The sequence below is a fragment of the Phenylobacterium sp. genome (assembly GCF_036402295.1).
Classification (GTDB): Bacteria; Pseudomonadota; Alphaproteobacteria; order Caulobacterales; family Caulobacteraceae; genus Phenylobacterium.
On record NZ_DASWTE010000213.1, the window covers coordinates 1 to 11,284 of the forward strand.

The 11,284-nt window shown below is 70.3% G+C and carries 17 protein-coding genes and 1 riboswitch; of the genes, 4 read left to right on the plus strand and 13 right to left on the minus strand.

Translation table 11 applies throughout. From position 1 onward, the window contains the following. From VGD44_RS13190 to VGD44_RS13210, 5 genes are all read right to left on the minus strand, one after another. The coding region (locus VGD44_RS13190; RefSeq protein ID WP_414694652.1) for an OPT family oligopeptide transporter at positions 1-756 on the minus strand (756 nt) is incomplete at its 3' end. A 54-nt stretch (positions 757-810) separates the two neighbouring features. After that, positions 811-1,404, minus strand: coding sequence for a DUF4893 domain-containing protein (locus VGD44_RS13195; RefSeq protein ID WP_331087731.1), 594 nt, complete (start codon positions 1,402-1,404; stop codon positions 811-813). Positions 1,405-1,428: 24 nt separating this feature from the next. Then, on the minus strand, positions 1,429-1,755 hold the full coding sequence (locus tag VGD44_RS13200; RefSeq protein WP_331087733.1) for a hypothetical protein: 327 nt from the start codon (positions 1,753-1,755) through the stop codon (positions 1,429-1,431). Positions 1,756-1,827: 72 nt separating this feature from the next. Beyond that, on the minus strand, positions 1,828-2,295 hold the full coding sequence (locus VGD44_RS13205) for a DUF1203 domain-containing protein (protein WP_331087735.1): 468 nt from the start codon (positions 2,293-2,295) through the stop codon (positions 1,828-1,830). A gap of 84 nt (positions 2,296-2,379) precedes the next feature. Then, positions 2,380-3,069 (minus strand): 2OG-Fe(II) oxygenase, encoded by a 690-nt coding sequence (locus tag VGD44_RS13210; RefSeq protein WP_331087737.1) that lies wholly within the window; start codon positions 3,067-3,069, stop codon positions 2,380-2,382. A gap of 182 nt (positions 3,070-3,251) precedes the next feature. On the opposite strand from VGD44_RS13210, the gene VGD44_RS13215 reads away from it, so the two are divergent. Next, on the plus strand, positions 3,252-4,835 hold the full coding sequence (locus VGD44_RS13215) for an ABC-F family ATP-binding cassette domain-containing protein (RefSeq protein WP_331087739.1): 1,584 nt from the start codon (positions 3,252-3,254) through the stop codon (positions 4,833-4,835). Here VGD44_RS13215 and VGD44_RS13220 read toward each other — a convergent pair. The 3 genes from VGD44_RS13220 to VGD44_RS13230 are packed head-to-tail and all read right to left on the minus strand — an operon-like array spanning position 4,832 to position 6,041. Further along, complete coding sequence (locus VGD44_RS13220; protein ID WP_331087741.1) at positions 4,832-5,119, minus strand: DUF1330 domain-containing protein; 288 nt, start codon at positions 5,117-5,119, stop codon at positions 4,832-4,834. The two genes, VGD44_RS13215 and VGD44_RS13220, sit on opposite strands and share 4 nt — an antisense overlap. Next, positions 5,116-5,541: a PaaI family thioesterase gene (locus VGD44_RS13225; protein WP_331087743.1), complete on the minus strand. Its 426-nt coding sequence runs from the start codon at positions 5,539-5,541 to the stop codon at positions 5,116-5,118. Before VGD44_RS13225 ends, VGD44_RS13220 begins: the two co-directional genes overlap by 4 nt. Further along, positions 5,541-6,041, minus strand: coding sequence for a 6,7-dimethyl-8-ribityllumazine synthase (locus VGD44_RS13230; protein ID WP_331087745.1), 501 nt, complete (start codon positions 6,039-6,041; stop codon positions 5,541-5,543). Before VGD44_RS13230 ends, VGD44_RS13225 begins: the two co-directional genes overlap by 1 nt. 84 nt (positions 6,042-6,125) lie before the next feature. Continuing rightward, positions 6,126-6,295, minus strand: a riboswitch (FMN riboswitch). 152 nt (positions 6,296-6,447) lie between these two features. On the opposite strand from VGD44_RS13230, the gene VGD44_RS13235 reads away from it, so the two are divergent. Beyond that, positions 6,448-6,825 carry a VOC family protein gene (locus tag VGD44_RS13235; RefSeq protein WP_331087747.1) on the plus strand — a complete coding sequence of 126 codons (378 nt, stop codon included), beginning with the start codon at positions 6,448-6,450 and terminating at the stop codon, positions 6,823-6,825. On the opposite strand, the gene VGD44_RS13240 is transcribed toward VGD44_RS13235, so the two are convergent. The 5 genes from VGD44_RS13240 to VGD44_RS13260 all read right to left on the minus strand — a co-directional run bounded on the left by VGD44_RS13240 (position 6,822) and on the right by VGD44_RS13260 (position 10,252). Then, the gene (locus tag VGD44_RS13240; RefSeq protein WP_331087749.1) at positions 6,822-7,379 is read right to left on the minus strand and encodes a DUF5655 domain-containing protein; all 558 of its coding nucleotides are present in this window, start codon (positions 7,377-7,379) and stop codon (positions 6,822-6,824) included. The two genes, VGD44_RS13235 and VGD44_RS13240, sit on opposite strands and share 4 nt — an antisense overlap. A gap of 74 nt (positions 7,380-7,453) precedes the next feature. Beyond that, a complete protein-coding gene (locus tag VGD44_RS13245; RefSeq protein ID WP_331087751.1) occupies positions 7,454-8,311 on the minus strand; it encodes a helix-turn-helix domain-containing protein in 858 nt (285 codons plus the stop codon). A 44-nt stretch (positions 8,312-8,355) separates the two neighbouring features. Then, complete coding sequence (locus VGD44_RS13250; protein ID WP_331087753.1) at positions 8,356-8,799, minus strand: flagellar basal body protein; 444 nt, start codon at positions 8,797-8,799, stop codon at positions 8,356-8,358. Further along, a complete protein-coding gene (locus VGD44_RS13255) occupies positions 8,799-9,155 on the minus strand; it encodes a rod-binding protein (protein ID WP_331087755.1) in 357 nt (118 codons plus the stop codon). Before VGD44_RS13255 ends, VGD44_RS13250 begins: the two co-directional genes overlap by 1 nt. Next, positions 9,155-10,252, minus strand: a complete 1,098-nt coding sequence (locus VGD44_RS13260) for a flagellar basal body P-ring protein FlgI (RefSeq protein WP_331087757.1) — start codon at positions 10,250-10,252, stop codon at positions 9,155-9,157. Before VGD44_RS13260 ends, VGD44_RS13255 begins: the two co-directional genes overlap by 1 nt. Before the next feature lie 190 nt (positions 10,253-10,442). Between VGD44_RS13260 and VGD44_RS13265 the strand changes: the two genes are divergently transcribed. Then, positions 10,443-10,877 carry a flagellar assembly protein FliX gene (locus VGD44_RS13265; protein ID WP_331087759.1) on the plus strand — a complete coding sequence of 145 codons (435 nt, stop codon included), beginning with the start codon at positions 10,443-10,445 and terminating at the stop codon, positions 10,875-10,877. Positions 10,878-10,970: 93 nt separating this feature from the next. Next, positions 10,971-11,284 (plus strand): RNA polymerase-binding protein DksA (locus VGD44_RS13270; protein ID WP_331087761.1); only part of this gene is annotated, 314 nt, incomplete at its 3' end.

Below are 11,284 nucleotides of genomic sequence, written 5' to 3' on the forward strand. Positions count from 1 at the left end.
GGTGTCGGGGTAGAGGTTCGTCAGGATCGGCACGGCCACCGCCCAGGCGATGACGAGGCCGGTCAGCATGGCCATGCCGACGGCCACGCCCATCAGGTGGCCCGCACCCATCAGGGCCAGCGACATCGAGGCGCCGATGCCGGTGGCGCCCGCGCCCACCCGGAAGTAGCCCGCCACCTCGCCCGCGAAGGCGCGCGTGCCGACGACCAGCGCGAAGAGCGCCGAGGCGCCGCTGCCCAGCAGGATCGCGATCAGGCCGCGCCGTCCGTCCGCGGCCTGCTCGGCGCTGTCGCCGCGCATGCCCGAGCCCACCTTGAGCACCTCGGCGGCGGCGACGCCTTCGGGGTAGGGCAGCGGAGAGTTGGTCACCAGCGCCCGGCGCAGCGGCACCGTGTACATGACGCCCAGAACGCCCCCGATCGCGCAGAGGCCGAACGTCGTCCAGAACGGGAATCCGGTCCACGCGCCCACGATGACCAGGCCCGGCAGCACGAAGATCACCGAGGCCATGGCGCCGGCCGCCGAGGCCACGGTCTGGACGATGTTGTTCTCCCAGATCGTCGAGTCCTTGAAGGCCCTGAGCAGCGCCATGGAGATGATCGCCGCCGGGATCGAGGTGGCGACGGTGAGCCCCACCTTCAGGCCCAGATAGACGTTGGCCGCCGTGAACACGAGGCAGATCAGGACGCCGAGCAGCACGCCCCGGATCGTCAGTTCCACCCGCCGGGCCGCAGCCCCCGCTGCTATGTCGGTCACGTCGTTCCCCCCGCGCTGACCATGGTTAGAGCGCGCCCGCGTGCGCCGCTCAAGTCACCGGGTGCGGCGCAGTTCCAGGAGATCGAGCTTCGACTCGTGGGCGGGCCACGGGAAGGCTATGCGCCAGGCCTCGTCCCCGACGCGGCGCACCTCGCCGATCATGTCGCGGTCGGTATCGGCGCCGTAGCGCGGCGTGCGGACCTCGTCACCCAACTCCAGCACGCCCACGAAGCGGGCCTTGCGGGTGTCGACCGGGCAGATCAGGCCGACGGGGCGTTGCGAGCCATTGGTCTTGCGCAGGACCAGGTCGCCGCCGGGGGTGAGGGTGACGCTGCAGCGGAACCAGCCGTAGGCGATGTAGGGCAGCATGCCCTCGCTGGCGGCGCCCAGCTTGATAGTTCGGCACTGATAGCGCCCCGGCGTGGGCTGCGGCCGCGTCAGGTTCACGCGCGGATCGGCGACGGGCCCGAGCCGGCGCATCGCGTCGCCGTCGCCGCTCTCGATCACCTCCTTGCGCGCCTCGTCCCAGGCGACGTCCAGCCGCGACAGCCGCTGGGTGTCGTCACGCGTGGGGACGCAGGTCATCTCCTGGCCGGCGGCGGCGCCGCTGGAGAGAGCGCAGAGCGCAAGGGCAAGGCGCAGTCGCATGGGAAGGTCCGGAGCCGGCAGGCGTCAGAATCTGCGCTTGAACGCTACGCGCGCCGGGCTCACGCGCAAACCCTCGTCCTCTCGCCACTCGTCCTTGGGCCGGATACTCACCTCAGGCGTCTCGGCCGCCGAGGAGAGCCGAAGCTTTGCCCGCGGCTCGGTCGGCGGCAGGCCGCTGGAGCGGCGCAGCAGGCGCGGGTCGTGCTCGACAATAACGAACGCCTGGGCCGGTCCGGCGGCCATCCGCGGCGCCGAAGCCACGACGGCGGCCGTCCGTGATTGAGCGAGGGCGGGGAGCGGGGCGAGGGCCAGGGCGGCCAGGGCCAGGGTAAGCTTCGACAGGCGGTCCAACTTCGCACTCCGGCATGGAACCGCCCGCCTGAACCCCTTCAGATCACATTGGTTTCGTCCTTCAACAAAACGTCAGGCCCGGTCGATGCGCGCGGCGTAGCAGCCCGCGCCCGCGTAGTGGGCGTGCAGGTAGGCGGCCTGCGGGTTGGCCAGCAGGCGCTCGATCGCCGCGTCGAGCTCGGCGGTCGGCGTGATGTCGGCGTCGATCATCATGCCGCTCGCGTCGAAGGCCCGCAGCGACAGGAACTGGCGCGCCGCGAACGCCGGCGGGATCTCGCCGGGTGCGAAGCTGCGGTCCTCCACCCCCTCACGCACGAAGATCGCGTGGCGCGAGCGGAACGGCGTGTCGGCTGGCTGGTGCTCGTAGTTCATCAGCAGGACGGTCTCGCCCGGACGCGCGTCCTCCAGCGTGACGCGACAGGGCGAGCCCGGGCCGTCGACGGTGCGGCGAACAATCCCGCGCTCGGCGAGGGCCTCGTCCGGCAGGCCGAACAGGGGCTGGAACTGGCCGGCGGGAAGGGCGGAAACAACGAACGACATGACTGATCTCCTTTGGCCAGAAGATCGTGCGAGGCGTCGTCCGAGCCAATGTGGCGATGCCAACACATGTCCGAAAGCCGCCAATCAGAGCGCGTCGTGGAAGATGATCCCCAGCGTGTGACGGCGGCCCGCGCGCAGGCGGCTGACGCCGTGGCGCATGTTCACGCGGTAGATGCCCTTGCCGCCGTGCACCGGCCGGTGGTGGACGGGAAAGACCACGGCGTCGCCCTGGCGGAGCGGCACGACCTCGACGCGCGACTGCATGCGCGGCCGCTGCTCCGTCAGCACGAACTCGCCGCCCTCGAAGTCGCGGCCGGGCTCGGACAGCAGGATCGCGGCCTGCAATGGGAAGACGTGCTCGCCGTAGAGGTCCTGATGCAGGCAGTTGTAGTCGCCGGGGCCATAGCGCAGCACCAGCGGTGTCGGCCGCGCCTGGCCGGCGGCGTGGCAGCGGGCCAGGAACTCGGCGTGCCCGGCCGGAAAGCGGGCGCGCTCGCCCAGGGCTGCATTCCACCCGTTGGCGATCTCGGCCAGCGGCGGATAGAGCTCCGTCCGTAGCGCGGCCACCGGTTCGGGCAGCGGATAGGCGAAGTAGCGGTACTCGCCGCGGCCGAAGCCGTGCCGGGCCATGACCACGGTCGAACGGAAGCCGTCGCCGTCGTAGCGGGCCGCGATGGCCTCGCAGCCGGCCGTGTCCAACAGGCCCGGGATGAGGGCGCAGCCGTGGGTGTCGAGGTCCTGGCCGACGGCGGTCCAGTCGATGGTCGGAAGCATCATGCCCCGCAGATGGCCGCAAGCCGCGAGCGCGCCAACCCGCCACGTCGACGCCACGTCCGGATTGCGCGAACCCCGTTCCACCCCTAGATAGCCGCCTGCAACCCCAAGGAGCAGGCCGATGCGGCTCGCGCTGGACAATCCGACCACCCGAAACGTCCACGCTGCGATGACCCTCCGCCATGTCCGCCTTCGTCACGCTCGACGGCCTCAGCTACGCAACGCCTGACGGCCAGAGCCTCTTCGAGAACCTGACCCTCGCCTTCGGGGCCGAACGCACCGGCCTCGTGGGGCGCAATGGCGTGGGCAAGTCCACGCTGCTGCGCCTGATCCAGGGCGAGCTCGTCCCGTCCGCCGGCGCCATGACGGTGCGCGGCCGGCTGGGCGTGCTGCGCCAGGCGCTGAGCCCGCCGTCCGGCGCGACCGTGGCGGCGTTGATGGGCGTCGACGCGGCGCTCGCGCGGCTGCGCCGGGTCGAGGCCGGCGAGGGCTCGGAAGAGGACTTCGCCGAGGCCGACTGGATGCTCGAGACGCGGCTGGAGGCGGCGCTGGCCGAGGTGGACCTGGCGGACTTCGATCTCGAGCGGCCGGCCGCCTCGCTGAGCGGCGGGCAGGTGACGCGGGCGAACCTCGCGGGCCTGCTGGCCGCCGAGCCTGACCTGCTGATCCTCGACGAGCCCACCAACAACCTCGACGCAGCCGCGCGCGATCTCGTGGCCGAGGTGCTGGACCGCTGGAAGGGCGGGGCGATCGTGGTCAGCCACGACCGGGCGCTGTTGCGGAAAATGGACCGCATCGTGGAACTGACCACGCTGGGCGCGCAGGTGTTCGGCGGCGACTACGACCTCTACGTCGAGCGCAAGGCCGAGCTCGAGGCAGCCGCCGCCCGCGAACTGGCCGACGCCGAGAAGCAGGCGGCCCGCGTGGCGCGCGAAGTGCAGATCGCCGCGGAGCGCAAGGCGCGCAAGGACGCCGCCGGCAAGCGCGCCCGCGCCAGGGGGGACGCGCCCAAGATACTGCTCGACGCCCAGCAGCAGCGGGCCGAGAACTCCGGCGCCCGCGCCCAGCGCCTCGCCGATCGCCTGAAGTCCGACGCCGCGGACGCCGTGGCGAGCGCCGAGGCCAAGGTGGAGCGCGTGCGGCGCCTAGCCTTCGACCTGCCGCGGTCGGGCCTCGCCGCCGGCAAGACGGTGCTGGCGATGGCGGACGTCGGCTTCGCCTATCCGGACGGCGCGCCGCTTCTCGACCGCGTCTCGCTCAGGATCGTGGGGCCGGAGCGGGTCGCGATCTCTGGCCCGAACGGCTCGGGCAAGACCACGCTGATCCGACTGGCCGCGGGCGAGCTTTCGCCGACCGCCGGGGAGGTGACCCGCGGCGTAAAGGCGGCGTTCCTCGACCAGCAGACGGCGTTGCTCGGCGACGACCCGACCCTCGTCGCGGCGTTCCGGCGGCTGAACCCGAAAGCGACCGAGAACACCGCCCGGGCCGCGCTCGCCCGCTTCCTGTTCCGCAACACCACCGCCGAGAAGCCGGTGGCGGCGCTATCAGGTGGCGAGCGGCTGCGGGCGGCGCTGGCCTGCGTGCTGCTGGGCGATCAGCCGCCGCAGCTGCTCATCCTCGACGAGCCCACCAATCACCTGGACCTGGACTCCATCGGCGCCGTCGAGGCCGCGCTTTCCGGCTACGACGGCGCCTTGCTGGTGGTCAGCCACGACCGCGACTTTCTCGACGCGATCTGCGTCGAGCGCGAGGTCGCGCTGGGCTAGAACCCCTGCGCCAGCACCGAGATCACGTCGGCGCCGGCGATGCGGTCCCTGGCGATCTCCTGGTATTCGGGCGAGCCCGCCCAGGTCAGCGCCGCCGCCCGGTCGGCGAACGACAGGACGACGAGCTTGCGGCCGCCCCATTCGCCCTCCATCGCCTCGGGCCATTCGTCCGAGACGAGGAGCCGGCCGTCATAGCGACCCAGCACCCGCATGAACTGCGAGGCATAGCGGTCGTAGACCGCCCGGTCGTGGATGGCGACGCGGGCCACGATGTAGGCGCTCATGCGACGGCCCTCTTCACGACCCGGAAGACCGCGTTGGCCCGGGCGCACGGCTGACCGTCGGCGGTGACGAAGGCCTGGGTGAAGCACAGCGTGCCGCCGGGCTTCACGAACACCGTGTCGAACTCCAGCCACTGGCCGGTGAGCGCTGAGGCCAGGAAGTCCAGCGTGAGGTTCACCGTCACCAGGCTGGAGACTTCGCCCAGCTTGCGCACGCATGACAGCCCCATGGCGTTGTCGGCTAGGGCCGAGATGAGCCCGCCATGGACGAAGCCCCGCCCGTTGCAGTGGGGTGTTGCGGCGCGCAGCCCCAGCACCACAGTGTCGCCTGAGAAGCGCCGGTAGATTGGCTCCCAGGGCGCGGTTACGGGGCTCTTGCGGTCGTGCCGCTCGAAGCCTTCGGGGACGTCGAGAAGGGCTTCCATCACGCCGCTCCCGCCAGCTGGGCCAGACTCGTCAGCGTGCCGTGGCAGGCGCGCGCGGCCTCGGCGCCCTTCAGCCGGAAGTGGGCGTGAAAGAACCCCTGGTGGGTGTCGTGCTCGTGGAAATGGTGCGGCGTCAGCACCACGGAGAACACCGGCGTCTCGGTGGCGAGCTGCACCTGCATCAGCGCCTGGATCACGGTCTGGGCCACGAAGTCGTGGCGGTAGATGCCGCCGTCGACGACGAAGCCGGCGGCCACGATCGCGGCGTAGCGGCCGGTGCGGGCGAGCGTCTGGGCGTGCAGCGGGATCTCGAAGGATCCGGGCGTCTCGAACTTCTCGATGGCCTCGGCGGGGATGCCCAGGCTCGCCATCTCGTCGACGAAGCCCGTGTAGGCCTCGCGGACGATCTCGGCGTGCCAGAGCGCGTGCACGAAGCCGATGCGGCCGGCGCGGTAGGCGCCATTGGCGGTGGGGAATTCGAGGGTCTTAACTTGGGTCATGGTTCGGCTCCCTGAGGAGGTTCGAGGACCACGACTCAGGGGCAGGCCACGCACACGCCGGACGGAATCCGCCTGGCGCGACTTGGCCGTTCTCATAACCGGACTATGACCGTCGGCTCCGGGATCGCACCGGCTCTGCTCGTCCCTGGACCACCCTATGACGGAGGCCCAGGCGCCCGCGGGCTCGTCCCATCCTCTCGCGAGGGGAGGGCATTACCGCCGGTGGGGAGTTGCACCCCGCCCTGAGAACGTAGGCCGCCGGACGGTCCGGCAGCGACTCGGAAGATAAGCGCGTTCCGCAACGTCAAACAAGCGTTTGAATGCGGTCGCTCGCCTCAATAAGCCCGGCCGTTGCCAAGCTCCCCGATGACCCCCACTTCAGAAAGAGTCATCCGGGAGTGCTTTCATGTTCGACCACCTGTCCCTCGGCGTGCGCGATCTCGATGCGGCGCGGCGGTTCTACGACGCCTTCTTCGCGCCGCTGGGCGCCAGCATCGCCTCCGAGAAGCCCGGCGAGATCGCCTACGGCCCCGGCGGGACGGCGGGCCTCTTCTATCTCTATCCCGTCGAGGGCGAGCGGGTGGCGGGCCTGGGCGCGCATTTGGCGTTCACCGCCGAGACCCGCGCTGCGGTGGACGCCGCCTACGCCTCTGCCATTGCGAACGGTGCGACGACCATCCGCGCCGCCGGTCCGCACCCCGACATCGCCGCTGGCTACTACGGCTGCGTGATCCTGGATCCGGACGGCAACAAGCTCGAGATCGTCGCCGGCACGATGCACTAGCCAGCGCGGTCGTAGGCGGCCTTCAGCCAGGCCGTCACCTCGGCGTCCACGTCGGCCGCCGAGGTTAGCCGCACGCGATGGGTGACCATGGCGTTGAACGACCCCGACGCTTCCAGCCGCCCGGCGGGCGCGTCGCCCTTGAGGTTGAGACCCAGGTCGACGCGGTCCTTGGTCGAGGGCTGGACGAGGCCGAACTGCTTCTTCCGACGCAGGCTGGTGTAGCCCTTCTTCGGGGCCAGCTCGACGTCGTCACCGAGGTCGCGGACGATGGCGATCACCTTGTCGTAGACCGGCCGCACGGCCGCCTTCGGCCCGGCGAACATCTGGGCGGTCAGGTCCTCCTCGCCGATCGAAGCGGCGTCCGACTCGCGGGCCTTCAGGGCGATGGTGTTGGCATAGCCGTGGGTCAGGCCATGCTCGGCCTTCAGCCAGGCCACCAGCGCGGCATGCTTGGTCTCGCCGTGCGCCTTGGCCAACGCCGCCCAGGCGACGAGGTCCTTGCCGGTCTTGGCCGCCAGGCTGGCCGAGTAGGCGGCCAGGGGATCGTCGCTCATGGTAGCTCCCTCGTTCGATGCCGCGACAGCATTGCGGGCCGCCGTACGCCGGTCTTGGACGAATGTCAGCGCGCTCAGTCGATCCGCGCGAAACCCAGGTCGGGGCCTTCGAAGCGCTGGCGCAGGTACTCGCCCGGCGTCAGGCCGGCGAAGGCGCGGAAGTCGCGGTTGAAATGGGCCTGGTCATAGTAGCCGGCGGTCTGGGCCACGGCCGCCAGGTCCGGGCGCGTGGCCGTGCCGATGGTGCGGATCGCCTCCTGGAAACGCAGGACGCGGGCGTAGAGCTTGGGCGCAAGGCCCACGGCGTCGACGAAGGCGGCGTGGAAGCGCTGGCGCGTCCAGCCCAGCTCGGCGGCCATCCAGGCGACCGGCGCGCCGCCCTGCGAGGCGTCGAGCTGGCGCATGGCCCAGCGGATCTCCGAACTCCAGGCCTGGCCGACGGCGATCCGGGTCTCGACGACGCCCTCGAGGATGCCGAAACGGGCCTCGGGCCCGGGCGCGGAGCGCAGCTGGTCGGTGAGCGAGCCCGTGCGCGGCCCCAGAACGCCGTCGAGGTCCAGCACGTGGTCGGCGAGCTCGGCGGGACCCAGCTGCATTCGGAACGCGCCCTCCGGGGTCAGCCGCACGCCGGCGAGCCACGAGCCGTGGGGTGAAGCGATGGTCAGGTGCTGGTGCTGCAGGCCCGAGATCCAGGCTTCGCGGAACGTCTCGACCTGCCCCGGATCGTCCCGGTCCTCCAGCAGCTGGTCGGGGCCCAGGTTCACCATCAGGGCCAGGTCGCCCATCGGCAGGATATGCTCGCGGGTGTGCGGGAAGGTCCCCTTCACCTCCCAGTACTGGTTCACGTAGGGCGCGAAGCGGGCGTCAGGGAAGCCGAGCGTCAGCTCCCAGTCCTGGCCGCCGCCTGTCTCGCGATGCCGGATCAGCTGCATGTCGACCCCCCGAGTAGGAGGCTCGCATACCGCGGGTCACGCGGCTAGGCGCGCTTGTTCAGGGTGATCGCCGTGGCCGTGGCGCCGACGTTCTGGGCGCCGGTGGCGCCGTAGACGACGGCCTTGTTGCGCTGGGCCGTCACCTCGTCGGCGATGCACTTCACCAGGCCCTCGGTGACCGTGCGGGCGGCCTCGATGGCGCGGCCCTGGCGGGCGAGGACGGCGTCGAAGGCCTCGGTGGCCCGCACCAGGCGGGCGCGGGCGGCCACCGGCGCGCTCTGGACAAGACGGGTGTCGGCGCGCACGCGGGCGCTCTCATGGCGGTAGAGGTTGGCCAGCCGCGAGGTCTCGTCCAGCAGCCCGGCGGCGTCCTGCGGGCGGCGCTCCTCGAAGGCCTGGGCCTGGCTGGCGATCAGCTCGGTCAGCCGCTCGGTCAGGATGATCAGCTGTTCGACCCGGTCGGCGGCGTCGTTGGCGGCGATGGCCATCAGGTGAGCCCCTGCATCTTCAGGATTTCGCGCTGGACGGTGTCGGCGAGCCCGATGCCGCCCTTCTTGGCCATCTGCTTGCCCATGGCGTCGGTCATCAGCGAGCGGAACATCTCCTCGCCGTGGCCGCCGCCGAAGGGCCCGTCAGCCTTCACGCCCTCGAACATCTGCTGGAGCATGAACGACAGGAACTGGCCTTCGAACTTCTCGGCCGCGTCCTTGGCCCGGGTGCGGACCTGGGCGGCCTCGGCCTCTCCCAGCGCGGGTTTCGTCGGCGCGGTCTTCGACAGATCGGTCGTCGGGACCGGCTGCAGCAGGGTGGGGGAGAGCGTGGCGGGCGAGATGAGGCTGCTCATCACATCACCTCGATCTCGGCCTGCAGCGCGCCCGCGGCCTTGATGGTCTGGAGGATGGAGATCATGTCGCGCGGGGTGACGCCCAGGGCGTTCAAGCCGGCGACCAGGGTGGACAGCGACGTCCCCGTCTTCACGGTCAGGAACTGCTTGCCCTTCTCCTCCTCGACGGTGACGTCCGACTGCGGGATCACGGCCGTCTCGCCGACGCGGGCGAAGGCGCCGGGCTGGCTGACCGCCGGCTGCTCGCGGACGGTGATGGTCAGGTTGCCTTGCTGGATGGCCACGGTGGAGACGCGCACCGCGTCGCCCATCACGATCACGCCGGCCACTTCGTCGATCACCACCTTGGCCGGGCTGTCGGGCTCGACCGACAGGTTCTCCACCTGGGCCATGAAGCTGATCAGGTTCGTTCCGGGGGGCGCTCGCAGCGCCACGATCGTGGGGTTCTCGGCGATCGCCGAGCCCGGGAAATTGCTGTTGATCACGTCGGCGATGCGCCGCGCGGTCGTGAAGTCCGGATTGCGCAGGGTCAGCCGCATCTGGTCCATGCGGGCCAGCTGGAAGCCAATCTCGCGCTCGACGATGGCGCCCCCGGCGATACGGCCCGCGGTGGGCACGCCCTTCAGCACGGTCGAGCCCGAGGCGCCGCCGGCGCTGATCGAGCCGGTCTGCACGGTACCCTGCGCCGCGGCATAGGCCTGGCCGTCGGCGCCCAGCAGCGGCGTGACCAGCAGCGTGCCGCCCAGCAGGCTCTTGGCGTCGCCGAGGGCCGACACCGTCGCATCGATCTGCGAACCCGGCGCCGCGAAGGGCGGCAGCTTGGCGGTGACCATCACAGCGGCCACGTTCTTGGTGTTGAGGTTGGCGTCGCGGACGTTGACGCCCAGGCGCTCCATCATCGCTTCGAGGGTCTGCTTGGTGAAAGGCGCATTGCGCAGAGCGTCGCCCGTGCCGTTCAGGCCGACGACGATGCCGTACCCCACCAGCTGGTTCTCGCGGACCCCCTCGAACTCGACGATGTCCTTGATCCGCGACTTGGCGAACGCAGGGGCGGCCACGAGGCTGGCGACGAGGAAGAGGGCGGAGAAAAGACGCATGGCGACCTTCGGGCAGACTGGCTCGTGCTCCTCTCGCCAGAACCGTGCCAGCTAAAAAGGGTAAGGAAATCAGCGATCCGGTGGTGCGGGCGGCAAGTTCGACTAGGCAGATTCCTCCACCCGTTAACCATGCTGCAAGTTTGGCCGGTCAAGGTGGCCGCCTAGTATCGAGGGTCGAGCGCGCCACCCCATGAAGGTCTCCGGAACAGGCGGTCTGTCGCAGACGTCGGGCGCCAAACCCGCAAAGGGAACAGCGACGGGCGGCGGCTTCCACGTCGCGAGCACGAGCGTGCCGGCCGCGCCGGCCCAGGTCTCCTCCGTATCGAACGTCTCGGGCGTGATGGGGGTCGAGGCCCTGCTGGCGCTGCAGGACGTCGAGTCGCCCACAGAACGCCGCCGACGCTCGGTCGGCCGCGCGGGCCGGCTGCTCGACGAACTGGACGACATCAAGGTGGCGCTGCTGGGCGGGGAGCTCACCCAGGCGCAGCTCGACCGGCTCGCCCGCGCGGTCCGCGAGCAGCGCGCCGCGACCGAAGATCCCAAGCTGGAAGCCGTGCTGGACGAGATCGAGACCCGCGCGGCGGTGGAGCTGGCGAAGCTCGAGGCGGCAAGCCGTGCGGTCTAAATTCACGCAACCCACCGGCGACGTTGAAACCGTCGGTCGATTTGCCTATACAGCCGGCGCGTGTCTCAGGGTCCCCAGGGGCGTGAGGTTTTCATGAAGACAGCCACTGTTCTGGCTGAGGGTTCCGAATATCGTCCTTCCGAGGACGAGGAGTTCATGAACGAGCGTCAGCTTGAGTATTTCAAGCAGAAGCTCCTGGCCTGGAAAGAGGACATTCTCCGCGAATCTCGCGAGACCCTGTCCCATCTCCAGAAGGAAACCGAGAACCATCCCGATCTTGCCGATCGGGCGTCCTCGGAGACTGATCGGGCCCTTGAGCTCCGGACTCGTGACCGGCAACGCAAGCTGATCTCCAAGATCGACGAAGCGTTGCGCCGGATCGAGGACGGCTCGTACGGCTACTGCGA

Coding starts and splice junctions, on each gene's coding strand:
- VGD44_RS13220 (WP_331087741.1), bottom strand. CDS start 5,119: ATGAGCGCCTACATCGTGGCCCGCGTCGCCATCCACGACCGGGCGGTC.
- VGD44_RS13250 (WP_331087753.1), bottom strand. CDS start 8,799: ATGGCCATCGCCGCCAACGACGCCGCCGACCGGGTCGAACAGCTGATC.
- VGD44_RS13205 (WP_331087735.1), bottom strand. CDS start 2,295: ATGTCGTTCGTTGTTTCCGCCCTTCCCGCCGGCCAGTTCCAGCCCCTG.
- VGD44_RS13195 (WP_331087731.1), bottom strand. CDS start 1,404: ATGCGACTGCGCCTTGCCCTTGCGCTCTGCGCTCTCTCCAGCGGCGCC.
- VGD44_RS13240 (WP_331087749.1), bottom strand. CDS start 7,379: ATGAGCGACGATCCCCTGGCCGCCTACTCGGCCAGCCTGGCGGCCAAG.
- VGD44_RS13225 (WP_331087743.1), bottom strand. CDS start 5,541: ATGGAAGCCCTTCTCGACGTCCCCGAAGGCTTCGAGCGGCACGACCGC.
- VGD44_RS13245 (WP_331087751.1), bottom strand. CDS start 8,311: ATGCAGCTGATCCGGCATCGCGAGACAGGCGGCGGCCAGGACTGGGAG.
- VGD44_RS13230 (WP_331087745.1), bottom strand. CDS start 6,041: ATGACCCAAGTTAAGACCCTCGAATTCCCCACCGCCAATGGCGCCTAC.
- VGD44_RS13210 (WP_331087737.1), bottom strand. CDS start 3,069: ATGCTTCCGACCATCGACTGGACCGCCGTCGGCCAGGACCTCGACACC.
- VGD44_RS13235 (WP_331087747.1), top strand. CDS start 6,448: ATGTTCGACCACCTGTCCCTCGGCGTGCGCGATCTCGATGCGGCGCGG.
- VGD44_RS13255 (WP_331087755.1), bottom strand. CDS start 9,155: ATGAGCAGCCTCATCTCGCCCGCCACGCTCTCCCCCACCCTGCTGCAG.
- VGD44_RS13260 (WP_331087757.1), bottom strand. CDS start 10,252: ATGCGTCTTTTCTCCGCCCTCTTCCTCGTCGCCAGCCTCGTGGCCGCC.
- VGD44_RS13215 (WP_331087739.1), top strand. CDS start 3,252: ATGTCCGCCTTCGTCACGCTCGACGGCCTCAGCTACGCAACGCCTGAC.
- VGD44_RS13265 (WP_331087759.1), top strand. CDS start 10,443: ATGAAGGTCTCCGGAACAGGCGGTCTGTCGCAGACGTCGGGCGCCAAA.